Here is a 23,780-nt window from a genome sequence, read left to right as displayed (position 1 = left end):
GCCACGCCACGCTCCGTGATGGATATCGCCGCTTCCCCTCGGACCGCGTACTCTCTTCGCCATGCGCACGCAGCGGCAGGTGGTGGACTACTCGCTACAGAAGCGGGCAGTGCTGCGTGACGTGCACAACGGCAAGATCGGGACGCTCGAGGTCTGCGATGCCTCGCCGTACCTCAAAAGCGCTGCTCGATTCCATGGCGAGCCGACCGACGACCGCTGCCCGATCTGCCGCCGCGACAACCTGACACTCGTGCACTACATCTATGGCGATGAGCTCAAGCAGTCCGCCGGCCAGGCCCGAAAGCTCGCCGAGCTGCCGGTCCTGGCGATGACGCTGCGTGAGTTCCAGGTCTTCGTCGTAGAGGTGTGCCAGTCCTGCGCGTGGAACCACCTGACCCAGCAGTACCTCCTGGGCCGGGACGCGCTCACCGCCGACGAGCTCGATCAGGTCGAGGCCGTGGCCGCCTCGGCCGCCGCGGGCCGCCACCGTGATTCAGTGCCGTCGTTCCCCCGCTGGGACGGCCGATGATGATGTGGCTCGATCCGGCTACCGTGAGCACGACCCCGACCGAACCGCGCATCCAGCGCCATGTTCGGTCATTCACGACATCCGACAGGGCGGCTGCCGGTACGCAGCCCATATCGTCCGCTCGTGGCACAGACACAGGGGGCCCCTCCAGGGCTCCTTTTGTCTGCGCCTCCGCGACCGAGGTGTGACCGAATGAACTCGTACGGCGACCCGCAGTCTTCGCGTGCCCGGGCCCGAGTGCCCGGGTCCGCGAGCTCCACGCCTGACGACGACCAGTCCTCTTCGTACTCCGCCTCGGCCCGGCCGCCGGACGCCTACCGTCGCGGCGCCGGTGGGCGCGCCTCGGTCGGCGGCAGCGCCTCCGTGCCCGGCAGCGCCTCCGTCGGCTCGGCCTCCCCCGGCCGCGCCTCGGTGGCCGGCAGCGCCTCGGTCGGCTCGGCTTCGGCCGGCCGCGCGTCGGTCGGCAGCGCCTCTGTGGGCAGCGCCACTCCCGGCCGTGCTTCGGTCGGCAGCGCTTCCGTGGGCAGTGCTTCCGTGGGCAGCGCGTCGGTCGGCTCGGCTCGCGTCGGCGCGGCCGGCGCCTCGGCCCGTGCCGCGGTGCGCCCGGTCACCACCCCGCCCGGCGACGAGGGCGCCATCGGCGGTGGACGGTCCGGTCGCGGCAAGGACAAGTCGAAGGCGGCCAAGCGCCGCCGCCGCACCAACATCCTCACCGCCGCGGCCGCCGTCATGGTCATCCTGCTCGGCGCCGGCGTCGTGGGCGGCACGTACTTCTTCGACGACGTCGACCTGCCGCCGCCGGTGACCGAGGACCAGTCGAACGTCATCAAGTACTCGACCGGCCAGACGATCGCCAAGCTCGGCGAGCAGAACCGCACCGTCGTGCCCGAGGCGAAAATCAACAAGGTCGTCGAGCACGCGGTCGCCGCCGCCGAGGACAAGAACTTCTACAGCCACCACGGCATCGACATGAAGGGCATCGTCCGCGCCGCGTGGAACAACTTCACCGGCGGCGCGACGCAGGGCGCCTCGACGATCACCCAGCAGTATGCGAGGCATGCCGCCGACCTCAAGGCGATCAGCATCAACCGCAAGCTGCGCGAGGCCGTGATCGCCCGCAAGCTGGAGAGCCAGTACAACAAAGACCAGATCATGGGCATGTACCTGAACTACATCTACATGGGTGAGGGCAGGTACGGCATCGAGGCCGCCGCGGTGGGCTACTTCGGCAAGTCGGTGCAGACGCCGGCCGGCCAGAAGAACGCCATCACGGCGTCCGAGGCCGCAGTGCTCGCCTCGATCATCAAGCAGCCGGAGCCCGAGCCCGGCAACGGGCACAAGGGCTACGACCCGAACTACAACCTCGCCGCCGCCAAGGACCGGTGGGAGTACACGATGAAGAACATGCTTGAGATGAAATGGATCACTCAAGCGGAGTACGACGCCCGGAAGTACCCCAAGGTCAAGCCGATCGCCAAGACCAGCGGCAAGAACGCCACCAGTGGCCCGGTCGGTGTGGTCATGCGCCACGTCCGGGCCGAGCTGGCCGAGATGGGCATCAGCCAGCAGGAGTTCGACAAGGGCGGCCTGAGCGTCACCACGACGATCAACCCCGCGGTGCAGAAGGCGGCCGAGGAGGCCGGCTCGCGCAAGAGCGAGTCGTCGCCGATGAACGCGAAGCCCGCCACCTACCAGGCGTCGGTGATCGGCATCGACCCGAAGACGGGCGCCGTGCTCGGCTACTACGCCGGCGATGATCCCAACGGCCTCGACTACGGCGGCTACATGGACGGGCAGACCCTCAAGATCACGGGTGGCCAGTCGCCGGGCTCGACGTTCAAGCTCTACACCCTGGCCGCCGGCCTGAAGGAGGACATCTCCTTCAAGACGACGTGGGACGGCACGAAGCTGCGGCCGAACGGCAAGGAGATCAACAACGCCGGCGCCGACCCGGGCAAGGTCTGTGGCGGCAAGATCAAGTACTGCGATCTCGAGACCTCGACGATCAAGTCGTACAACTTCCCGTTCTACTGGATCGCCGAGGGCATCGGCCGCGAGAAGGTCATCCAGGCCGCCGTCGACGCCGGCGTGCAGCACATGTTCCCGGACAAGGGCGACGCCGTCGACCTCACCAAGACCAACGCGGCCACCTGGAAGAAGAACTTCGACAACGAGGTCGCCTTCGGCCAGTACCGTGTTCCGCCGCTCGAGCACGCCGAGGGTGTCGCCACGATCGTCAACGGCGGCGTCCGCAACGACACGCACTTCATCAAGGAAGTTCGGAAAGTCGACGCCGACACCGGCAAGGTGACGATCATCAAGGGCCAGAAGACCGCCGGCAAGCGGGTCTTCGACGAGGCGCAGATGTCGAACCTGCAGGCCGTGATGGCGAAGATCGTGGACGTCGACGAGCGCGACCTCAAGGGTGGCCGCGAGTCGATCGCCAAGAGTGGTACCTGGGAGTTCAACGGCGGCAGCGGTGACACCTGGTTCGTCGGTGGCATCCCGCAGTTGGCGGCGACCGTCTGGGTCGGCGGCAAGAACAACAAGGTCGAGCTCAAAGACGGCAAGAAAGACATGTTCGGCGCGGGCACGCCGTCGAAGATCTGGAAGAAGTTCCTCGACGCCTCGGCCGAGGCGATGAAATGGGAGAACGAGGACTTCCCGAAGAGGGTCGAGACCGGTAACCCGGACAGCCCGTTCGCCAACGGCCAGGAGCCCCCGCCGCCCCCGCCGGTCCAGCAGACCGACCCCAACCAGGGCTGCCCGCTCGGTGCCATCTTCGGCTGTGACAACAACCAGCAGCAGAACGGCGGCAACAACAACGGCGGCAACAACGGTGGAAACAACAACGGAGGCAACAACAACGGCGGTAACACCGGCCAGAACGGCGGTAATACGAACTTACCGACGACTCAGGGCCAGGATTAGCGTCCCAGTCCCGTAAAGCGCCCCAGCCGGCGCGTACCCGTCCAGGGTGCGCGCCGGCTTCGCGTTTCCCGGTTTCGGGCGATATTGCCAGTAGGTCGTGACCAAACCGCGCATCCGAGTACGGCATGATGCCATGACATGAGCACGCAACCGTCCGAAGACGTCGATCGCACCGACCAGCCGAGCGCGCAGGCGACATCGGACGGCTTCGTGCGCGGCCTCTCCCAGGCGATCGGTGGACCGCTCGGCTCGCACGCGGTGCGGCCCGGCAACCGGCCCGGGCGGTTCTGGACGGCGACCCGCATCATCCTCGCTCTGACCTGCCTGACCCTCGCCTTCTCCTGGGTGCAGAAATCGCCGTGCCAGAGCGGCGACTGGCAGCAGAACGTGCAGTACACGAGGTTCTGCTACACCGACGTGCTCGCCCTCTACTACGCCGAGGGCCTCAACGAGGGCAAGGTGCCGTACGTCGACCATCCGGTCGAATACCCGGTCGTCACCGGCTACTTCATGGGTGCGCTCGGGTTGCCCGTCCACGCGTTTGGCGAATCGCATCCCGAGATCAACCAGGGCACGTGGTTCTACAACGTGAACGCGTTCGTGCTCTCCGCCCTGGCCGTGGTGACCGCGGCGGTGATCCTCGCCCTGCGGCGCCGCCGGCCCTGGGACGCGGCGATCTTCGCGGTCTCGCCGATCATCTTCTTCACCGCGACGGTCAACTGGGACTTCCTCGCGATCGGCCTGGCCGCGGTCGGCCTCTACCTCTGGGCGAAGAAGCACCCGGCCTGGGCCGGTGTCTTCCTCGGCCTCGGTGCGGCGGCGAAATTGTGGCCGCTGTTCATCATCGGGCCGCTGTTCCTGCTGGCGTTGCGCTCCAAATCGCTGCGACCGTGGTTCTGGGCGGCGGCGACCACGGCGATCACCTGGGCCGCGGTGAACTTCCCGGTCTTCTGGTGGTACCACGAAAGCTGGCTGCGGTTCTTCCGGCTTAACGAGGAACGCCCGATCGACTGGGGCACCCTCTGGTACGTGGGCCGCTATCTGGACGGCAAGTGGTTCGCCGGCACCCCGGGCGATCAGGGCCCCTTCCAGTGGCTGAGCAACCACGTTCCGACCCTCAATTACTTGTCGTACGCGTTGTTCGCGCTCTGCTGCGCGGGCATCGCCGTCCTGGCGTGGCTCGCGCCGCGCCGCCCCCGGCTCGCCCAGCTGTCCTTCCTGGTCGTCGCCGCGTTCCTGCTCACCAGCAAGGTCTGGTCCCAGCAGTACGTTCTCTGGCTGCTCCCGCTGATCGTGCTGGCCCGGCCGAAATGGGGCGCGATCATCGCGTGGACGGTGGCCGAGTTCGCGTACTTCACCGCCTTCTACGCCGAGCTGCTCGGCGCCGGCAGCAAGCCGGTGATTCCCGAGGGCACGTTCGTCCTGGCCTCCAGCCTGCGGCTGATCACCGTGGCCGTCCTGTGTGGCCTGGTGGTGCGCGAGATCTGGAAGCCCGAGCTGGACGCGGTGCGCCTGAACTACTCCGACGACCCCGACGGCGGCCCGCTCAACGGCCCGGACGCGCCGTGGATCGCCACCCTGCGGCGAACCTTCCGGCTCGACCGCTCCCCCGCGCCCGCCGACCCGCCGCCCCTGGAACCGGCGAAGGTCTGACGACGCTCAGCTCTGCTGGTAGACGGCGGCCGAGAGGCCGCAGACCGGATCGTGGAAGAGGTAGAAGCAGCCCTCGCCGTAATCCGCCCAGAGGTCGCCGCCGTTGACCATGCCGACATAGGGCATCGTCCGCGCGCACCGGGGGCACGACGGAAACTCCGCGTCCTGAATCCAGTCGGGAGAGCCGCCGAGCGTGGACCCGCCGTCATGCCAGGCGTTGCCCGCCCACGGCGTCGGCCGGCTCTCCCCGACGGTCAGCGGCGCCCCGTCGGGCAGGTCCCAGCCGTCGGCGTCCCGCCCGAGAAACTCGGGCCGCTCGTTCTCGGAGGCGAACTCCCCCGCCTCGGTGAAGTAGGTCGTATAGGACCCACACCGAATGCAGGTGGCGACGAGGGGCCCAGCTCCGTCGAGCAGCCGCCAGAGCGCCATCCCGCACCACCCGCAGGCTCCCGCAAGCGCCCCACCGGAAACGGCGGGTTTGTGCCCATCGGGGACGAGAGCATTGGTGATTTCGCTGGTCAGGAGGCGGAGGTCGCCGGTCGCGGTGAGTTCCCAACCGCCCACGTGGCCGAGGTGTTCGAGCGGGCGGCCCAGGCCGGCGGTCCAGGCGGGCGGATCGGCGAACCAGCGGCGCACGGCTGACACGGCCGTCTCGGTGCGGCCGGCGGCGAGCACATGAGCCAGGGCGACGGCGTGCTCGTCGTCGCCGCCGTCGATGCGGCGGACCAGTTCGGCGGCGGTCTGCTCGGTCATGGCGCGGTAAAGGTCGGCGGCCCACCACACCTCGCCGTCGACGAGCTCCAGGTGGAACGGCGCGATCAGGTCGGGGCGAACCTTGGCCACCTCGGCCAGGCCGGTCGGATCGTCCTCAATGGCCTCATCGACCAGCGCCCGCAACTCATCCCCAGCGATCTCCACGGCCGGGACCCTATCGGCACCCTCCGACAGTCCGCTCCGACGAGCCCGCGATGCGCTCCCTCCGGGGGTCTTGGTTGGTCAGCCGGTCAGGGGTGTTGGGGAGGTCGCGGTGAGCGGGGTGGGTGGCTGCGACGGAAGGCCCGCGGGGGCGGACTGCTGCAGCGAGGGGGTGAGCGGGAACGAAGGCTGCAATGACGGGTTGGGCGGGGTGGTGGGCTGCTGTGCCGGGTTGGCGGGAGCTGCCGGGTCGGTCAAGTAGAAGATGACGGCGTCGTCGAGGTCTTCGCGGCGGATGCCCAGGGCGTCGACCGGGATGTCGCCGGCGCGTTCCCACGGGGTGCCGGCGGCCTGGGAGCGGAGCAGGAGGACCTTGTCGATGTTCAGGGACCGCAGGTATTGGATGGTCTCGGAGTCGGGGAAGGCTTCGACGTTGCGGCGCAGCACGGCCTGGCGGCCCGCGGCGAAGCCGCCGGCACCGTTGGCGATCGGCTGGAAGCGGCTCGTGGACCACAGCATGACCGTCTGGTCGGTGAGGGCGCTGGTGGGCAGGACCAGCATCGGGCCGGTGACCGTGCGCATCGCCAAGGGCTGAGTGGGCGCCACGGGGTGGGCGGTGGCGTTCCAGCCCTCGAGCAGCACCAGCGCCAACGGCAGCAGCGTGGCCAGGCGGAGCCACGGGCCGGGCCATGGCGGAATGCGCTGCTCGGCCACCTGCTCGGCGCGGCGGACGAACTCGGCCACAGCACCGGCGGCCAGGATCGCCAGCAACAGGGTCGCCCACAGCATGAGGCGGCCGGGAATGCGCAGGCCCAGCGAGGCCGGCAGATGGCCGAAGAGCGGAAGGTACGTCCAGCGGCCGTCGAAGAAGTTGGTGCCCAGGGTCAGGATGATCGTGACGACCAGGCCGGCCAGCAGGAGCAGGCGCTGGCGCAGCGTCCAGATGGAGAAGGCCAGGCCGGCCAGGGCCAGCGCGTACAGCACGAAGCCGGGCAGCAGGCCCATCTCGGCCGGCCAGCTCAGCGACGACCGGGGCACCTCGTGGGGCGCGCCCCAGATCCGGGACTCGGCCGGGCCGATCAGCAGGCTGCGCAGCGGCGGCGAGTAGAAGGCGATCTCGGTGCCGGCGGGGCCGCCGGCGGGCGCTTTGAAGTACGGGATGGCGATCAGCGCCGAGACGCCGACCAGGATGAGCGAGCCGAGCGTGTCGGTGAGCAGGAGACGCCAGCCGAGGACCGGCCGGTCGACCGGGCGGCGGAACCAGCGCAGCGGCACGGCGACGAGCAGTACGAGAAGGATCAGGCCGAGAACGTAGAGGAACGGCACACCGAGCGAGAAGCCGAGGCTGACCTGCCAGATCGCGACGAGCCAGCCGGCCGCGGCCCACCCGGCATGACGGCGGTGCGGGCGGAAACCCCGCCGCAGCGACCAGCCGTGGCCCCGGGCCAGCATGGCCAGGGCGAGCGGGATGGCGCCGGCCGAGACGATGTCGAGGTGGCCCTCCTGGGCGAGGCGCCAGGGCGCGTACGCGAAGGCGACCGCGGCGACGGCCGCGCCCGTGCGGCCCGCGCCGAGCTGACGGACCAGGGCGTAGCCGCCGATCGCCAGCAGAGCGTGGGCCAGGACGAAGAGGACGTTGTAGCGCAGGACGGCGGCGACGGGCCCTTCGCCGATCATGCCGAACGGCGCGTAGCCGAGCAGGCTGTCGCCGTAGGCGAAGCTGTTCGGCTCGGGATAGAAGGCATTGGCCTGCCAGAGGCGGGCCGGGTCGGTCAGCAGGATGTGGCCGCCCCAGGCGATCTGCCAGGCCTGCCGCGAGGGATCCCAGATGTCCTGCGGCAGGGTGTGCAGCGGATAGCGCAGCGTCGGCCAGGTCAGGGCCACGGCCAGGAGCAGGCCGCCGTAGATGACCAAGGCGTATTCGTGGATCAGCGAGCGCAGACCGGCCCGTGTGGTGCGCCGGAACCAGCCGGGCGGCCGCTCGGTCGCGGTGGCGAAGGCCGTCCACGGGTCGGGCGGAACGCCGGGCGGACGCTCGGTGGGAAGAGGTTCGCCCGGTTTGACGGTCTTCTGTGGATCTTTGACCGTGTCGGCAACCGAATCGTTAGCCGGCTTCCGATCCTTCTCGGACTCGGCCGTCTTCGTCGCCGCCGCGACAGAGCCCGCGGCCTTGCCCGCCCCCGACGCGGCCTCTGCTTTACCCGGGTCAGATGCGGCCTTTGCCGTCTTGGTCCCAGCCGATGTCGCCGCCGCCGGCGTGATCAAAGCAGACTCGCTGGAGGCCGGCTTGTGAGGCGCGGCCGCTTTATCGGACGTTGCGTCATCGGACATTGCCTTGTCCGCCGAGCCCTTGTCAGCTGCAGTCGTGCCCGCCGCAGTCGTGCCCGCCGCAACCTTGCCCGCCGCAGCCGTGCCCGCCGCAACCTTGCCCGCCGCAGTCGTGCCAGGCGCGGGCTTGTCGGTCGCAGTGTTGCCGGTCGCTGCCGTGTTGGGCGCGGGCTTGTCGGTCGCGAGATCGTCGACGGCAGCCTTGGCGGAGGCCGGTGTTTCAGTGGCGGGCTTACTGTGCCCTGGTCTGTCGGTCGCGGCCTTGTCGGTGGCGGACCCGCTGACCGCAGCCCCGCCCGGCGCGGAGTCGTCAGCAGCCGGTTTGTCGGGTCCCGCCTTGGAGGGCTCGGCCTTGGAGGGCTCGGCCTTGGAGGGCTCGGCCTTGTGGGACTCGGGCTCGGGAGGCTCGGCCTTGTGGGGCTCGGCCTTTCCGGGCGCCGACGAGGGTGCCGGCTGGGGCGGGGTGGGTGTGGCGGAGTCGGCGGGGCCGGGCTGTCTCGGGATGGCGGGCGTCGGCACCGCGGGCCGCAACGTCTCGGCCGGCGGTGAAGCGGACTGCCTCGGCTGCTCGCTGGTCATGACCCTCCCCGTGCTGCCGGCGCGTCAGCGACCCGTCCGCTCCCGCAGGAGAGCGATGTCGGCGGTCTGGCCCTCGGAGCCGCCCGGCGTCTCGACGACGGCGGGTGCCCCGGCGGCCCGGATCGCGGCCACGATGAGCTCGGGGTCGATCTTGCCATTGCCGAGGTTGTCGTGGCGGTCCTGGCCGGAGTCGAATCCGCCCTTGGAGTCGTTGGCGTGGATCAGGTCGATACGCCCCGTGATCGATTTGACCCGGTCGACGATGCCGACCAGATCTTCGCCGCCGGCGAATGCGTGGCACGTGTCCAGGCAGAACCCGGCGCCGAAGGAGCCGACCGCGTCCCACAGGCGGGCCAGGTCGTCGAAGCGGCGGGCGCACGCGTTGTCACCGCCGGCCGTGTTTTCGATCAGGATCGGCAGCGGCAGGCCACCGTCGGACTCCGCATATTCGAAAGCTTTGCGCCAATTGTCGAAACCCGCGGCCAGATCGGCGTCCTTGCCGACGTGACCGCCGTGCACGATCAAGCCCTTGGCGCCGAGCTCGGCCGCCGCCTTGGCGTGCGCCATCAGCAGCTTGCGGCTGGGGATGCGGATCCGGTTGTTCGGCGAGGCGACATTGACGATGTACGGCGCGTGGATGTAGATGTCCACCTCGGACTCCCGCAGCACCGCCGCGTCCTCCCGCGGTTTGGGCGTTTTGTAGCCCTGCGGGTCGGTGAGGAAGAACTGCACCGCCTCGGCGCCGCGTTCGCGTGCCGCCTCGAGGGGGTCGGTCGGATCGACGTGGGCTCCGATGCGCATGGAACGAGACTACGACGAGGGTCCGACACTCACGCCCCCTGGCGTCACCGGGCTCCCGCGGGGCTCGTTACCTCCATTGATCACGTTCACGGACCGGCACGGGCCGGTGACGAAACTGGGAGATGGTGCATGTCGCGGCAGTTCCGACAGCGGGTGACGGCGATCGCGCTGGGCGGCCTGATCTTCGGCGCTCCGATGCTGGTCAACGGCACCGCGAGCGCTGACCGGATCCCTGAGGGGGCCCGGCAGGTGACCTTCGCCGGTGGCAGCATGCTCGGCATCTCCTGCCAGTCGAAGCCCGACGTCGAGTCGATGACGGTTCCGGCCCAGAGCACGATCCGGGTGGTCAACCGCACCGGGTACGCGGCGAAGCTGCTGCTCGGCGGCGACACCAAGGGCACGCTTCCGGATGACTCGGCAACCGACGTGATCTTCCGGCGGGGCACCACGGCGGTGACCCTCAAGCCCAACTGCCCGCTCGGTGACGAGGCCGAGCCGATGATGGTGACGGCACAGCCCTCGGCGTCCGCGGCGCTGCCGGACCCGCAGCCGGCGCCGTCGACGGCCGACCCGGAGCCGGTCTCGCTGTCTCCGGCCGGCTCGGATGAGCCGTCCGCCTCGACGTTGTCCGGTTCCGCCACGCCCGGCGAGCGCCCCTCGCGGGTGAATTCCGCTGCTTCCGGTCCGGCCACGCGCCGTCCGGCGACGATGCGGAGCTCGGCAGTGGCTCAGGCCGCGACCGCTGCCGTTCAGGCGATGCCGCACGGCGGGGCTCCTACTAAAACGAAAATCAAAGGCAGGACCCCATTGAGTACGGCGGGGAGCGTCACGCCGGCATTCGCGGGCATGCCGCCTGGGGACGAAAGGGCTGTGCTCCCCGGCGTACCCCAAATCGCTCTTGATCCGATCGATGCCGCACCGGCGGCACCCGGAGTGACCCCGGCCGAGGCCGCCGCCGCGGAACCCGTGGCGGCGATGCGGCCGATGAGCGACGGGGGACCGATCGGCCTGCTCGCGCTCATCGCCGCGGTATGCGTGATGGGCGTCGGCGCCGCGACTATTCGGGCAATCGTGTCGCAACGTGCAAATCGGGCAATAACGGCGTAAGCTTTGGCCATAAGCTCCGCGGGGCGGCCGTGTCCAACCTCATCGGTGTGGTCGTTCCTCCCCAGGTCCCACCCAGCGAATGCGGATCGGGCGCCCCGCGGCTCCACCAGGAAGGACCCCGTCCACCGACGGGGTCCTTCTTTTTGGTAGAGCGCGCGAGGTAGGTATGCTTGCTCGGTTCGCAGGCGGCCGTGGGTCCACTCCCACGGCTTTACTGTGATCGACACAAGACCTCCTGCCACGGAGAGACCGTGGCCGCCAAGCCCACAGGAGGTGAGAACGTCTTGCGTCATTACGAACTCATGGTGATCCTCGACCCTTCGCTCGAGGAGCGCACCGTCGCACCGTCGCTCGATCAGTACCTGAACGTCATCAGGACCGCGGGTGGCTCGGTGGAGAAGCTCGACGTCTGGGGCCGTCGCCGGCTCTCGTTCGAGATCAACAAGAAGGCCGAGGGCATCTACGCCGTCGTCGACCTTCAGGCGACCCCTGAGGCCGTCGCCGAGCTGGACCGTCAGCTCCGGCTCAACGAGAACATCCTCCGTACCAAGGTCATCCGGCCCGAGACCCGCTGACTCGTTTTTGTCAGGGGGTTCTGAGAGCCTCCTACGAACGAGAACTGCGGCGAGGAGAAGATCATGGCAGGAGAAACCACCATCACGGTCGTCGGCAACCTGACCGACGACCCCGAGCTGCGCTTCACCCCGTCGGGTGCGGCGGTCGCCAAGTTCCGCATCGCGTCCACGCCGCGGACCTTGGACCGGCAGTCGGGCGAGTGGAAAGACGGCGAGCCACTGTTCCTCGCGTGCAACATCTGGCGTGACGCCGCCGAGCACGTCGCCGAGTCGCTGCAGCGTGGCGCTCGGGTGATCGTGCAGGGCCGGCTGCGCCAGCGGTCGTACGAGACCCGCGAGGGAGAGAAGCGCACCGTCTACGAGCTCGAGGTCGACGAGATCGGCCCGTCGCTGCGGTACGCCACGGCGAAGGTGCAGCGCATGAACCGCTCCGGCGGTGGCGGAGGCGGCGGGTTCGGCGCTTCCGGTGGTGGCGGCGGCGCTGGCGGTGGAAACCGTCAGCAGCAGTCCAGCGGTGGCGGCGGAGGCAACAACTTCGACGACCCGTGGGCGACAGCTGCTCCGGCCTCCGGCAACCGCTCCAGTGGGGGCGGCGGCGGCAACTCCTCGTTCGACGACGAGCCTCCCTTCTAGCCCTTCGTAGGGCTTACCGAGTTCAGGAGTAAGAGCAATGGCTAAGGCTGCGGCGCTTCGCAAGCCGAAGAAGAAGGTGAACCCGCTCGACAAGGACGGGATCACCTACATCGACTACAAGGACACCGCGCTTCTGCGCAAGTTCATCTCCGACCGGGGCAAGATCCGTGCCCGCCGGGTCACCGGGGTGACCTCGCAGCAGCAGCGGCAGATCGCCCGCGCGGTCAAGAACGCCCGTGAGATGGCGCTTCTGCCGTACACGGCGACGGCGCGCTGAGGAGGATCACCGATATGAAGATCATCCTCACCCAGGAAGTTTCGGGTCTCGGCACCCCCGGCGACATCGTCGAGGTCAAGAACGGCTACGGCCGTAACTACCTCCTGCCGCAGGGCTTCGCGATCCAGTGGACCAAGGGCGCCGAGAAGCAGGTCGTGGTCATCAAGCGGGCCCGCGAGGCCCGCGAGATCCGTGACCTCGGCCAGGCCAACGAGGTCAAGGCCCAGCTGGCCGGCCTCAAGGTCTCGCTGACCGCGCGCTCCGGCAACGGTGGCCGCCTGTTCGGCTCGATCACCCCGGCCGAGATCGTCGAGGCCGTCAAGGCCGCCGGCGGTCCGTCGCTCGACCGCCGTCGTCTCGAGCTCCCGAGTCACATCAAGACCACGGGCTCGTACAACGTGCAGGTCAAGCTTCACCCCGAGGTGACCGCGACGTTCCCGGTGAACGTGGTGGCCGCCAAGTAAGGCAGCTTTTCCGAACGGCGCGCTGGGATTCGTCCCGGCGCGCCGTTCTGTTCTCTCAACTCAGGCTGTTGCCGGTGATGGCTGAGGTCAGCACGGTGGCGAGGCCGCCGCCGACGACCGCGGCGGCGAGGCCCACGCTGATCGCCTTCCAGGAGTGGCTGATGAAGCGCAGGCCGACCGCCACGAGGACGCTCAGGACCAGCGAGATGCCGAACTGCGGCGCCGCCTTGGAGAGCGTGTCCAGCGCGTGGGTCTGCGAGCCGGCGCCGAAGACGACCATGTAGACGACGAAGAGCACGACGGGCACGCCGTACCAGACGAGGGTGTAGCCGACGGCGGCGAGCGGGCCGCCCGACTCCTCGGACTCCTCCTCGTCGTCCGGGTCGAGCAGGTCGTTCTTGCGGATCGTCGGATAGCCGCCGGTGACCGGGCGCCGCTCGTACGAGCCGCTGAGACCCTGGAATCCGCCGGCCTCGCGCTGCTCCCGCGGCACAGGCGAGATCAGCGACGTGGACGTCATGGATAAGTTCGATGTTCCCTCGACGGCGGCTGAGCCGCTCGACCGAAAGGGCACGTAATCCGAGGTGCCGTACCGCCGGGACTCCCCCTCGGCGAGATCACTCTGTTCGGCGAGGTCTCGCCGCCAGTCGTTACCGCCGCCCTCGCGGTAGGACGCGCTGCCCTTTGCCCGCTCCTCGCGCTCGGCGATGTGCCAAGCGCCGGGCTCGGGGCGCTGCCTGATTTCGGTGGTGCCGCCGGGAGACCAGGGCGCGTCCGGTGAGGAGTCGCGGCGCCAGGCCTCGGGAGTCAGCGGTTCCTGGGCGTACGCCGTGGGGTCGAGCAAGCCACGGCGCGTAGGTGGTTCCTGGTCGTCGGCGCGGCGCCGGCCGGCGCCGTACTGCGGGGCTCCAGCGCCGTACTGCGGAGATCCGGCGTCGGCGGGGAGGCCGCTGGCCGGGGCGGCGCTGGAGTAGCGCGGGGCGATGGCCGGGAGGCCGCTGGACGGGGCCGAGGCGGAGTAACGCGGAGGGTCGGCCGGGTAGCGAACGGTCTGGCCGCCGAGGTCGTCGACGCGCGAGGTGTCCGCGGGGAGACCGCTGGCCGGGGCCGACGGGGAGTAACGGGGCCGATCCCCGGAGAGGCCGGCGCCGGAAGCGGGGGTGGAGTAGCGCGGTGTGCCGCCGTCCGGGTACCGAGGCGAATCGGCGGTCAGGCCGCCGTCCGGGTAGCGCGGTGAATCGGTGCCGAGGCCGCTGTCGGGGTAGCGCGGCGAATCGGTGCCGAGGCCGCTGTCGTAGCGCGGTGGGGCCGGCGGGAGGCTGCGCTGCGAACTCGCGGGGAGGCCGCTGGCGGGGGCTGACGCGGAGTAGCGCGGGGTGCCGCTGGCCGGGTTGGCGCTCGAGTAACGCTCGGGGTAGCCGCCTGCGGGGGCCGCGCCGTAGCTGGGAGCGCTGCGTGGTGCGCTGCTGGGCGGGGCGCTGCGGGAGGCCGCGCTGCCGCTTCCGTATTGGCCGCCGCCGTAGGGGGTGGCGCTACGTGGCGCGGAAGCCGGACCGTCGGGGTAGCCGCCGCGGTCGGAGGTGCCGCTGCGTGGCGCGGAGGCAGGGCCGTCGGGGTAGCCGCCGCGGTCGAAGGGACCGCCGTAGGGCGTGCTGCTGCGTGGCGCGGAGGCGGGACCGTCGGGGTAGCCGCCGCGGTCGGAGGGACCGCCGTAGGGGGTGCTGCTGCGTGGCGCGGAGGAAGGGTCGCCGTAGGGGCGACGGCCGTTGGGCGCGGGGTCTTCCGGGTACGCGGCGCGGCCGTCGGGTGTGGGTTCCTCCGGGTAGCTGCTGCGGCCGCCGAGGGCGGGTTGGCCCTGGTAGCCGGCACGGCCGTTGCGGGCAGGCTCATCGAGGTAGGCCGGGCGGCCGGTAGCCGCCGGATCGTCGTAGCCGGCGCGGCCTCTTGGTGTGGGCTCGTCCGGGTAGGCGGCGCGACCGGTGGGTGCGGGACCGTCCGGGTAGCCGGTGGAGGGCGCGCTGCCGTAGGGCATGGCGCTGCGGGGTGCGGGAGGCGGGTCGTCGTAGGGGCGACGGGGCTCCTCCGGGTAGCCGCCGCGGCCGGGAACGGCGCTGGTGGGGGATGCCGCGCCGTAGCCGTACGGCGTGCCGCTTCGGGGGGCCGGTGCGGGCGGAAGGGCCGGGGGCGTACGCCGGGAGCGCGGCTCCGGGGCCGGGGGTTGCTCGGAAACGTCCTCGGCGGGGCCGGCGGTGATCGCGCGCGGGCCCTCGCCCATGGCCTCGCGGCGGGCGGCCTCGCGGCGCCACGCCAGGATGCGGGGGTCGTCCTCGGAGCGGCTCCACTGGCCCGTGTCGGGGTCGCGGGTCCAGCTGCTGGTGTCGGGCTCGGCCTCCCACGAGGCGGTCTGCTCACGCCAGTCGGCGGAGCCCGGGTTGTAGCGGGCCCTGGCCTTGGAGGAGGGCGGCCTCGGCTCGCCCCGGCGCGGGTCGTCCTGAGGAGGCAGGCCGGGTGTCGGCATGCCGCCCTGGGGTGCTGCGCCGGCCGCCTGGTCCGGGTACGCCATGGGGGCCGCGCCGAACGTGGACGTCTCGTCGCGATCGCGGTCGATCGGCTGGGCGGCTCGGGCGCGACGGGCGGCCCGGGTCTCCTGCGGCGGCCAGGGATCCTGCGGGGCCCGGGTCTCCTGGGGATAGCTCGTGGCCCCGCCGACCAGGCCCGAGGTGGGCGCGGCGCCGAGGCCGGGCGTGTCCTCGTCGGCGTATCGCGGGCCTCGCTCGCGGCGGCTGCGCGGAGCGGGGGTCTCCTGCGCGTATCCACGAGGCTCGTCGTCGTACCGCGAAGGGCGCGACGACTCGTACGGCGTCGCCGGTGGAATGCGGTATCCGGGCTCACTCCCGGCCGGCTCCTCGGTTCGCCACGATGAGGTCGTGGACGTGCCGGGGTCGCCGTACAGCTGAATGTTGCCGGTGTCGGTGTGCCCGGCCCAATTGTCGGTGTCCCAGGAGTCGCCCTCGGAGCGGCCCGTCGACCAGCCCGAACCGCCGGAAGGCCCCGGCTCGGGCGCGCGACGGCGGCCGACCGGTCCCGGAGTCTGCTGAGCGCCACGCCGCCAGGCCGCCCGATCGTCCTCGCGGACCAGGTGGCGGCCGTCGTCGCCGGAGCGCAGCCAGGTCGCGTCGGTGCTGGTCCCCGTGTCGTTCCACGTGCCCTCGATGGCGTCGCGCTGCCAGGAGGGCCGCGACGGCTGGGCTGGATCGACCAGCTGCTGCCAGGACGAAGAGCTTTCCGCGGGTGTACGGGGTGAGGGCTGCTGCCACGTGCTCGAATCGCGCCAGCTCGGCGGTTCCTGCCGCTCGGGCTCGGTGAACTGCTGCCAGGCGGGCCGGGCGCCGGCGTCCGCGCTCTGGTCGTCGGAGCCGCTCGACCAGGCCGTGCTGGAGATGGCCGGCTGGGAGGTCGGAGTCTCGGCGGCGGCCGGGTAGTCGCTGCGGCCGCCGGTCTGCCAGGCCTCGGTCGTGGACCGCCAGCCGTGCGAGCCGGTGGTGGACCGCCACTCGGTGGTCTGCTTCCAGCGGGCGCCGGTCGCGCGCCACTCGGCGGTCTCGGTGCGCCAGCCCACGCCGTCGGCCGGGAACGTGGTGCGGCCGGTGGAGGCGACATCGGACCAGCGGTTGGCCGGCTCGACGGACTGGCTGTCGTCGGACTCGGCCTGCTGCGCCCACGCGTCGGCACGGCGCTGCCAGTCGAGGGCCTCGGCGCTGGGCTGCATGCTGCCGGTGTCGGTGAGCGACGACCATTTCGCCTCAGGCTCGGCGAAATCCGGAGAATCCGGACTACGAGTGGCCCACGAGTCCGCACCGCGCCGATCGCGCGACATGCGGGCGCCGTAGTCCCACTCCCGTTGGTCCACCCGAAAAGCGTGCCGTGCCAACGGGCGAACCGCAACGCCTCCGGGCGACGGCTTGCTCACGCGAGGCATCTTTTCGCAGCTGTGCAGGTGTTTTTCTGCTCTCCACAGTTGGGGACGGCGTAATGCCTGCTCGACAAGGCAGGTTCGGCGCGGCGACGGAGAGTTGTCCACAGCTGTCCACAGGGATATCCACAGGCGCAGGCGAGATGTCCACAGGTTGTCCCGAGACTCGTCCACCGATGCAGTTGGGCAGGTGGCGGCCAGGTTCGTACAGTGGTCCAGCCGCTCACGCGGGCTTGATCGAGAAGTTGTTCCTGATCAAGGTGGGGAGTTCAGCCGAAAGTGTCATACCCCGGCGGTTTGATCAGGGTGTGTTCACGAGCGGCCAGCGGAGGAGGTCCGGGTGTCGATCACCGACGACGCGCGACCGGAGGCACGTCCTCCAGGCCCGAAATCCGGATCAGGGCCGTCCGGCCCCGGGGGTCCGCCGAGCAATGGCCCCTCCGGCGGGCTCGACAAGGCGCCACCGCAGGACGTGGCCGCAGAGCAGGGCGTCCTGGGCGGCATGCTGCTGTCCAAGGACGCGATCGCCGACGTGGTCGAGATCCTCAAGACCGGCGACTTCTACCGCCCGGTGCACAGCACGATCTTCGACGTCATTCTCGATCTGTACGGTCGTGGCGAGCCGGCCGACGCGCTGACCGTGGCCGCCGCGCTCGCCGACTCGGGTGACCTGCAGCGGATCGGTGGCGTGCCCTATCTCCACACCCTGATCGAGAGCGTGCCCACCGCGGCCAACGCTTCGTACTACGCCCGCATCGTCGGCGAGCGCGCGATCCTGCGCCGCCTGGTGAACGCCGGCACCAAGATCGTCCAGCTCGGCTACGGCGCGAACGGCAACGGCGGCCGCGACGTCGACGACATCGTCGACCTCGCGCAGCAGGCGATCTACGACGTCACCGAGAAACGCGTCAGCGAGGACTTCGCGTCCATCGGCGACATGCTGCAGCCCACGGTCGACGAGATCGAGGCGATCGGCGCGGCCGGCGGCGGCATGGCCGGCATCCCGACCGGCTTCTCCGATCTCGACCGGCTGCTCAACGGTCTGCACCCGGGCCAGCTGATCATCGTGGCCGGGCGACCCGGTCTCGGTAAGTCGACGGCCAGCATGGACTTCGCCCGTAATGCCGCTATTCGCAGCAACTGCGCAAGCGCGATCTTCTCCCTCGAAATGAGCAAGATCGAGATGGTGATGCGGCTCTTGTCGGCCGAGGCGCGGGTGCCGCTCCACGTGTTGCGCTCCGGCCAGCTCACCGACGACGACTGGGCCAAGCTCGCCCGGCGCATGGGCGAGATCAGCGAGGCGCCCATCTTCGTCGACGACACCCCCAACATGAACCTCATGGAGATCCGGGCCAAGGCGCGCCGCCTCAAACAGCGCCACGACCTCAAGCTCCTGGTGATCGACTACCTCCAGCTGATGAGCTCGCCGAAAAAGACCGAGAGCCGTCAGCAGGAGGTCTCCGAGCTGTCCCGTGGCCTCAAGCTCCTGGCCAAGGAGATCGAGTGCCCGGTGATCGGCGTGTCCCAGCTGAACCGTGGCCCCGAGCAGCGCACCGACAAGCGCCCCCAGCTGTCCGACCTGCGCGAGTCCGGCTCCATCGAGCAGGACGCTGACGTCGTGATCCTGCTCCACCGCGACGACTACTACGACAAGGAGTCCCCCCGAGCAGGCGAGGCCGACTTCATCGTCGCCAAACACCGAAACGGCCCCACCGACACGATCACAGTGGCCGCCCAGCTCCACTTGTCCCGCTTCGTCGACATGGCAATCGTCTAGCCCTTCATGATCGAGGGGGGCCGTATCGCCAGCCCATACGTTCCCCCTCGTCCGCCAAGGCATTGAGGTCGGCCTCAGACGGCAACTCCACATGCAGAGAGTCGCGGGCGAGTCGTTCCGCAACGGATCGATCTACGTCGCGGAGCCGATCGAAGTTTTGATCGTCGTACAACAGGCTGGCAGCTATCGCAGGAGCCGACACCCATCCTCCGTGCCGCACACTCCACAAGACGGCTCGAAGCGGTTCCCCAGGCGTCAGTTGGTAGGCGACGATGCTGGTCGTCCTTCCTGACATATCCGACTTGAGAACTTCCGTGTAATGAAACGGGAGGTCCGTCATGAGTAACCCGTCCCTGCCTCATCAGGTGACATCATCACGTCGCTGTACTGAAGATTGTGTCGGGCCAGTACTTGACCAAACGACTCGCCACTGGACTCCAGGCTCCTTAGGTAGGCGAGCCATGTTCTCCGGTTCGACCGTATCCAACTGGCCAGGCCGGTGTCCTTGTTGACTACGGGCGATAACGCGTTGAGCGTGTCAAGGTCAGACGGCTGGTTCTCTACCAAGCCGCGTTGGTGATTGACGGAGAAGATCTCCAGCAGTGCTTCGACACGTTCCTCGGCACTGAATCGATCATTGCGTACCCGGCTGTAGAGCGCGTGCGTGTCCTTTCCGACTGCCCGTGACAGAGCCGTAGGGAACTGGACCTCGAGCAGGTGGCCGTTCGGGTCGGTCAGCGAGACGTTGAGGCCGTTGTGTCGTCCCAAGCGATCTGCCCAGAAACTCAGGATCTTGGTCACCGTGTAACCAGCCGATCTCATACCTTCCAGGATTTGCGCGACGGATTGGCCATAGCCGGCAAGCGGAATCTCGACGGAGAACCGCACCAAGTCTTTCTGCGCGGCGACGAACCTATCCAACGTGGTCCCGTCGAAGGTGTCGAGCTGAAGAAAAGCCCTGGCCAGAGAGGTTGCCGTCTTGGCGCGATGTTGCGTATCGACCACTCGAGGCTTTGCGGCCTCACCAGATGGTGGTATCGCCTCAACGATGCTCTGAATGTCCTGCAGCGCCCGGTCCGCGATCTCGAGGGATCGCGCGCGAGTTTCGTTCAGCAAATTCTGTTCGGCCGAGGACAGTGATTGGAACGCCAAAGTTTCCGCCGTCGCCTCCGGCGACATATCAGGCAGCGTGTTATCGGTGCCGGTCGGAGTGGTGGACCACTGGCCGGGGCCGTGGTGTGGGAGGGGGGATGGGGTGCCTGTGGCGGTTACCACCAAGGCGTCCATTGAGGTGATGTTGGTGGGGGCGGGGGTACCGCTGTGGTGGTAGAAGGGACGGGTTTCGGAGAGCTTTCCTATCTGGGGGTCCAGGAACAGGACCGTGCCGTTGTGGTTTACGGCTGACCACGAGTGGCAGCCTCCTGCTTCCAGGTCGGTGATGATGAAGGCGAAACTGCCGTGCCCCGTGTTGAGAAGGTGGTTGCTCAAGTTGGTGAAGGCCAGGTTCATGGCCTTCTGGGCCTCCAGGGCCGGAACTCCGCCCAGGTGGGGGCACAAAGACTGGAAGTCGCCGCCGGTCGCCTGGCGGATGCGGTCCACGCCGGCCAGTTCGCCGCCCAAGGGGCGAGTCGGGTCGCCGTGGGCGTACGTGTCGAAGGTTCTCGGGGCGGCTACCCGAGGGCGGCCGTGGATGTAGGTGTCGAACAGGGAAAGGACGCCGTCTACGCAGTTGAGGCCTCGAGTGGGGTCGGCCGTGGGTCCGCCGTCGTTGGCCAGGCGGAACCAGGTGCCTTCGCGGGGGTCGGGTAGGCGGGTGGGGCGGCCGGTGAGGTCGCGGGGGACGGCATTCTCGAGGTCCACCTGGTGGATGGCCAGCGGTGGGCGGAGGCCGCCCACCGAGTTGTAGTGGCGGGTGGCGTCGATGGGGGACGGGCCGGCGGTGCCGGTCAAGGCGGAGCGGTCGTCGGTGCTGACGCCGCCGGGGGCCAGGTCGCCGACGTCGCGGTTGATGCGGGACCAGGCCGGAGGGTCCACCTCCACGGTGTCGGGGGCCACGGTGCCGGTGCGGATCTGTTCGACCTGGGTCTCGATCTCGGTGACCACCTCGCTCAGCTCGGAAGCCTGGTGGCGGTAGTCGCGGGCCCGAAGGGTGTAGCCGACGCGGTCGGCCTCGCCGGCCAGGCGGCCCAAGTCGAGGATCTTGGCGCGGTTGTCGTCGGCGATCTGGGTCAGGTAGCTGGCGTACTCCTCGCGCCGATTCAGCTCGTGGGTGCGGCGGGCATGATCGGCGTACCCGAAGTAGGCAGCCTCGGCGCGGGCCAGGTCCGGCGGTGGAAGCGGCTTGCGCGGGGCGTTGGTCAAATTCTTCGGCAGCGGTGCGGCGATGACGGGGGCCGGGCGGCGGGGCGAGGGGATTCGATTGATGTACGGGCGCGCGTCCACCGGCGCGTTGGCGTGCGGACGGCTACGGGGGCGATCGGACAACGGCGACGGCGGGGCCAGCGCCTGGTCGAGGAGAGAAGCCTCTGAGCTGCTCAGATGCTTGTGGGTGGTCGGTGTCCGGTCCAGGGGCAGGGGTGGGCGCCGGCGCGACGACGCGGTGCGGGGCCCCAAGGCGTCGGCGATCCGGTCCAGATCGGACATCGGCGCTCGCCTGGTCGTGCCGGGAGGCAGCCGGTTGGGCACGTCGGCGGTGCCGGTGGCGGAGGGGCCGAAGCGGCGGGGCACGCTCGGAATCCACGGCGTCATGCCCGCGGTGGCGGCAGGGGTGGAAGAGCTTGTCGAGAGGACGGCCGCCTCGGCAGTGGAAGCAGCGACGGCATTAAAACCGGATTGCGTCTGTACGGCGGGTGCCGGCTGCGCTGCGAGATCGGCGGTCGAGGACAGAGCGGGCGTGGAGGAAGCAGGCGCGGCCGTCGAGGGGGAACCCGGATCGGCCGAGGAGCCGAAGCCCGAGGCCGAGAAGTCGAAGCCCGCGGCCGAGGAGGTCGAAGGGCCGGCGGTGGACGATCCAAGATCAGGCGTCGACGTAGGCGTGAGATCGGCAGCCGTCGAAGAGGAGGTGAGTGCCTGACCATCGGCCGGGTTCGGAGTGGACGCCGGGACCGGATCGGAGGGAGCCGCGGGCGCCGCGACGGAATCCGTGAGGCTCGGGGACGTCGAGACCGAATCGGCGGGATTCGCGAATGGCGAAACCAACTCGGCCGGCGAGGGCGAAGCTGGCAAGGGAGAAGCCAGCGTGGGAGAAGCCGGCGAGGGAGAAGCCAGCGTGGGAGAAGCCGTCGAGGGAGAAGCCAGCGTGGGAGAAGCCGGCGAGGGAGAAGCCGGTATGGCTGATTCCGGCGTGGAAGAAGGCAGCAAAGCAGCAGGCGGCGGGGAAGAGGCCAGCGACACGGAAGCCGGCGAGGAAAAAGAGAACGCCGCGTCAACCGGGCCCGCGAGGTGGGGTGAGATGCCGGTTGCGGGGGCGCTCAAGGGCGTACCCCCAAATAGAGACGGCAGTGAGTGGACCGCAGAGCCCGCTCCGCCCGAAGTCGCTGATTTTGCGAGATCGCCCGCATCGGGCAGATCGCCGAAGGCCGCCGCGGCGCCGAACTCGGCCAGGACCTCGCCGCCGGCGCCTCGAGCCACGCCGCCGTGACCGTGTGAGCCGACGCCGGCGCCGCTCGACGCCGCCCCGCCCGCGAAACCGGCCACGGCCGAGGTGCGCAGGTCGTTCAGGTCGAAGCCGTCGGACCGGCCCGTCGACTGCTGATAGGCCTGGATGCCGCCGTTGGTCGCCAGCTCCTCGCGCGCCTCGTCGAAACCCTCGTCGAGCGCCTCATGACCGAGTTTTCGCAGGCCTTCCTTCGTGCCCAGCTGCTTGATCGCGTGGGTCGCCGTGCGCTTCAGCGCCTTCGCGCCGAGCTGTTCGACGAGCTTGCGGAAGATCTGCTGGATCGCCAGGCGGGTCGCCATGATCAGGCCGCCGGCGGCCGGCGACGCCGCGCCCAGCGTGAGGATCACCGTGATGCCCATGCCGATGAGCTCGGTCAGGAAGATGCCGATCTCGATCCAGGCCTCGAGCTTCGCCCCCTCGATGTCCCGGCCGGCGCCCTCGACCAGGCCGCCGAGCTGATCCGACGCCTGGAGCAGCGCGTTCAGCGGCGCGCTCTCGTCGCCCGCCAACCGCCGCCAGGCCTCTTCGAAGCCGTCGGCGGCGGAGCCCTCGTAGCCGGACAGGATCCGCGAGACCGCGCCGAACGCGGCGTCGTTCGGCTCGACCAGCGCCGTGGCCAGGGCATACCAGCGGTCGGCGACGTCCCACGTGGCGACCTCGTTGCCGTCCGGCCAGTCGAAGCCGACCACCCACTCCAGCGCCGTGTAGGCCCAGCCGGGCACGTCGAACGGGCTGAACTCCAGCGGGTGCGGCACAGGGCTGGGAAGCACGCTCATGATCGGCTCCGGTGGAGGCGGAGTCGCCCAGCGTTGTCGGCGTCGGTGGCGAGGTTGTCGTGGACGGACTGGGCGACCGCCTCGCCGAGATCGGTCACATGGGCCGCGATCAGCCGCCAGGCGTCGAGGACCTGCTGCTCGACGGGGTGGTACTGGCGCTCGAAGGATCGCCCGTACTCGTCGCGGCCCCACGGCGAGGCCGCCGTCGCGGCGGCGATCTCGGCGCCGGCGTGGTTGCGGCGGGCGGTGAGATCCTCGCCGGCCGCCGTCAGCGATCGCGAGCCTTCGAGGGTGTCATCGGGGTCGAGTCGAAGTCGCTGGTCATTCATGGCGACCGGCCACGTCCTGGACGATCTCGTCGGAGCGGCCGAGCAGCGAGCCGAGATCGTTGTCGTCCAGATATCGCAGTGATCCCGAATCGGCCGGCAGGTAGTCGGCCATCAGGCTCTTCACCTGGTGCCGGGCCTTCTCGGCCGCACTGTGGACGGTTGCCACGATCGTCCGGGACACGTATTCGTTGTCCATGTTCCGGGTGGCCCGCCGGGTCAGGCGGAGATCGATCAGCTCGCCCCGGGGTCCGACCGTCACGCGGACGAGGCCGTCGGGCGAGGCGGCGGTGACCCGCAGCGATGCGAGCCGATGTTGCAGGGCGTCCAGATCGGAGCGCAGCCGCGCGTACCGTCCATGGATCTCGTCGAGCCGGTTGCGCAGATCCCGGTTCGCGTCGCGGTTCGCGGTCGTCGCCATCGTCGCCACCCTTCGAACACTTTGCGTGGTCGGTTAGCTTCAATCTGCGAACGTCGC

At 69.7% G+C, this 23,780-nt stretch carries 17 protein-coding genes; 9 read left to right on the top strand and 8 right to left on the bottom strand.

Annotated features, from left to right (window positions below; genetic code table 11):
* Positions 1–61 precede the first annotated feature (61 nt).
* From CRP55_RS33490 to CRP55_RS33480, 3 genes are all read left to right on the top strand, one after another.
* Positions 62–529 (top strand): DUF5318 domain-containing protein, encoded by a 468-nt coding sequence (locus CRP55_RS33490; protein ID WP_097325455.1) that lies wholly within the window; start codon positions 62–64, stop codon positions 527–529.
* Positions 530–721: 192 nt separating this feature from the next.
* Positions 722–3,460, top strand: coding sequence for a transglycosylase domain-containing protein (locus CRP55_RS33485; protein WP_097325454.1), 2,739 nt, complete (start codon positions 722–724; stop codon positions 3,458–3,460).
* A 138-nt stretch (positions 3,461–3,598) separates the two neighbouring features.
* Positions 3,599–5,113 carry a glycosyltransferase family 87 protein gene (locus tag CRP55_RS33480; protein WP_097325452.1) on the top strand — a complete coding sequence of 505 codons (1,515 nt, stop codon included), beginning with the start codon at positions 3,599–3,601 and terminating at the stop codon, positions 5,111–5,113.
* Positions 5,114–5,119: 6 nt separating this feature from the next.
* Here the strand turns inward: CRP55_RS33480 and CRP55_RS33475 are convergent, their stop codons facing one another.
* The 4 genes from CRP55_RS33475 to CRP55_RS33460 form a co-directional block, all read right to left on the bottom strand.
* Complete coding sequence (locus tag CRP55_RS33475) at positions 5,120–6,031, bottom strand: hypothetical protein (protein ID WP_143235080.1); 912 nt, start codon at positions 6,029–6,031, stop codon at positions 5,120–5,122.
* A gap of 78 nt (positions 6,032–6,109) precedes the next feature.
* Positions 6,110–8,359 (bottom strand): hypothetical protein, encoded by a 2,250-nt coding sequence (locus CRP55_RS33470; protein ID WP_245923547.1) that lies wholly within the window; start codon positions 8,357–8,359, stop codon positions 6,110–6,112.
* Positions 8,290–8,451 carry a pentapeptide repeat-containing protein gene (locus CRP55_RS56310; RefSeq protein ID WP_179855438.1) on the bottom strand — a complete coding sequence of 54 codons (162 nt, stop codon included), beginning with the start codon at positions 8,449–8,451 and terminating at the stop codon, positions 8,290–8,292. The genes CRP55_RS33470 and CRP55_RS56310 overlap by 70 nt, the downstream gene beginning before the upstream one ends.
* A gap of 508 nt (positions 8,452–8,959) precedes the next feature.
* On the bottom strand, positions 8,960–9,736 hold the full coding sequence (locus CRP55_RS33460) for a deoxyribonuclease IV (protein ID WP_097325447.1): 777 nt from the start codon (positions 9,734–9,736) through the stop codon (positions 8,960–8,962).
* 129 nt (positions 9,737–9,865) lie between these two features.
* On the opposite strand from CRP55_RS33460, the gene CRP55_RS33455 reads away from it, so the two are divergent.
* The 5 genes from CRP55_RS33455 (at position 9,866) to rplI (ending at position 12,792) form a co-directional block, all read left to right on the top strand.
* A complete protein-coding gene (locus CRP55_RS33455) occupies positions 9,866–10,843 on the top strand; it encodes a hypothetical protein (RefSeq protein ID WP_097325445.1) in 978 nt (325 codons plus the stop codon).
* A gap of 284 nt (positions 10,844–11,127) precedes the next feature.
* On the top strand, positions 11,128–11,418 hold the full coding sequence (gene rpsF / locus CRP55_RS33450; protein ID WP_097325510.1) for a 30S ribosomal protein S6: 291 nt from the start codon (positions 11,128–11,130) through the stop codon (positions 11,416–11,418).
* 63 nt (positions 11,419–11,481) lie between these two features.
* Positions 11,482–12,051, top strand: a complete 570-nt coding sequence (locus tag CRP55_RS33445) for a single-stranded DNA-binding protein (protein ID WP_097325443.1) — start codon at positions 11,482–11,484, stop codon at positions 12,049–12,051.
* Positions 12,052–12,088: 37 nt separating this feature from the next.
* Positions 12,089–12,328 carry a 30S ribosomal protein S18 gene (rpsR, locus tag CRP55_RS33440; protein WP_007073789.1) on the top strand — a complete coding sequence of 80 codons (240 nt, stop codon included), beginning with the start codon at positions 12,089–12,091 and terminating at the stop codon, positions 12,326–12,328.
* 14 nt (positions 12,329–12,342) lie between these two features.
* Entirely contained in the window at positions 12,343–12,792 is a 450-nt protein-coding gene (gene rplI, locus CRP55_RS33435) for a 50S ribosomal protein L9 (RefSeq protein WP_097325442.1), read from the top strand.
* Between the two features lie 55 nt (positions 12,793–12,847).
* Here the strand turns inward: rplI and CRP55_RS33430 are convergent, their stop codons facing one another.
* Positions 12,848–16,702, bottom strand: a complete 3,855-nt coding sequence (locus CRP55_RS33430; protein ID WP_143235079.1) for a hypothetical protein — start codon at positions 16,700–16,702, stop codon at positions 12,848–12,850.
* A gap of 403 nt (positions 16,703–17,105) precedes the next feature.
* Between CRP55_RS33430 and dnaB the strand changes: the two genes are divergently transcribed.
* Positions 17,106–18,542 (top strand): replicative DNA helicase, encoded by a 1,437-nt coding sequence (gene dnaB / locus CRP55_RS33425; protein WP_097325439.1) that lies wholly within the window; start codon positions 17,106–17,108, stop codon positions 18,540–18,542.
* A 336-nt stretch (positions 18,543–18,878) separates the two neighbouring features.
* On the opposite strand, the gene CRP55_RS33420 is transcribed toward dnaB, so the two are convergent.
* From CRP55_RS33420 to CRP55_RS33410, 3 genes are read right to left on the bottom strand one after another with little or no spacing between them, the layout of a single operon-like run.
* The gene (locus tag CRP55_RS33420; RefSeq protein WP_143235077.1) at positions 18,879–22,976 is read right to left on the bottom strand and encodes a toxin glutamine deamidase domain-containing protein; all 4,098 of its coding nucleotides are present in this window, start codon (positions 22,974–22,976) and stop codon (positions 18,879–18,881) included.
* Positions 22,973–23,305, bottom strand: a complete 333-nt coding sequence (locus CRP55_RS33415; RefSeq protein WP_097325435.1) for a hypothetical protein — start codon at positions 23,303–23,305, stop codon at positions 22,973–22,975. The genes CRP55_RS33420 and CRP55_RS33415 overlap by 4 nt, the downstream gene beginning before the upstream one ends.
* On the bottom strand, positions 23,298–23,723 hold the full coding sequence (locus tag CRP55_RS33410; RefSeq protein ID WP_245923540.1) for a YbaB/EbfC family nucleoid-associated protein: 426 nt from the start codon (positions 23,721–23,723) through the stop codon (positions 23,298–23,300). The genes CRP55_RS33415 and CRP55_RS33410 overlap by 8 nt, the downstream gene beginning before the upstream one ends.
* Positions 23,724–23,780: the final 57 nt, after the last annotated feature.

Origin of the sequence: Paractinoplanes atraurantiacus (assembly GCF_900215205.1) — a bacterium.
GTDB lineage: Bacteria > Actinomycetota > Actinomycetes > Mycobacteriales > Micromonosporaceae > Actinoplanes > Actinoplanes atraurantiacus.
This window is presented reverse-complemented; position numbering and strand designations above follow the sequence as displayed.

What these genes read in the sequence shown, in the direction of transcription:
- CRP55_RS33470 (WP_245923547.1), bottom strand. Translation starts at nt 8,359, where the DNA reads ATGTCCGATGACGCAACGTCCGATAAAGCGGCCGCGCCTCACAAGCCG.
- CRP55_RS33410 (WP_245923540.1), bottom strand. Translation starts at nt 23,723, where the DNA reads ATGGCGACGACCGCGAACCGCGACGCGAACCGGGATCTGCGCAACCGG.
- CRP55_RS33455 (WP_097325445.1), top strand. Translation starts at nt 9,866, where the DNA reads ATGTCGCGGCAGTTCCGACAGCGGGTGACGGCGATCGCGCTGGGCGGC.
- CRP55_RS33485 (WP_097325454.1), top strand. Translation starts at nt 722, where the DNA reads ATGAACTCGTACGGCGACCCGCAGTCTTCGCGTGCCCGGGCCCGAGTG.
- CRP55_RS33420 (WP_143235077.1), bottom strand. Translation starts at nt 22,976, where the DNA reads ATGAGCGTGCTTCCCAGCCCTGTGCCGCACCCGCTGGAGTTCAGCCCG.
- CRP55_RS33490 (WP_097325455.1), top strand. Translation starts at nt 62, where the DNA reads ATGCGCACGCAGCGGCAGGTGGTGGACTACTCGCTACAGAAGCGGGCA.
- CRP55_RS33460 (WP_097325447.1), bottom strand. Translation starts at nt 9,736, where the DNA reads ATGCGCATCGGAGCCCACGTCGATCCGACCGACCCCCTCGAGGCGGCA.
- rpsR (WP_007073789.1), top strand. Translation starts at nt 12,089, where the DNA reads ATGGCTAAGGCTGCGGCGCTTCGCAAGCCGAAGAAGAAGGTGAACCCG.
- CRP55_RS33445 (WP_097325443.1), top strand. Translation starts at nt 11,482, where the DNA reads ATGGCAGGAGAAACCACCATCACGGTCGTCGGCAACCTGACCGACGAC.
- rplI (WP_097325442.1), top strand. Translation starts at nt 12,343, where the DNA reads ATGAAGATCATCCTCACCCAGGAAGTTTCGGGTCTCGGCACCCCCGGC.
- CRP55_RS33480 (WP_097325452.1), top strand. Translation starts at nt 3,599, where the DNA reads ATGAGCACGCAACCGTCCGAAGACGTCGATCGCACCGACCAGCCGAGC.
- CRP55_RS33415 (WP_097325435.1), bottom strand. Translation starts at nt 23,305, where the DNA reads ATGAATGACCAGCGACTTCGACTCGACCCCGATGACACCCTCGAAGGC.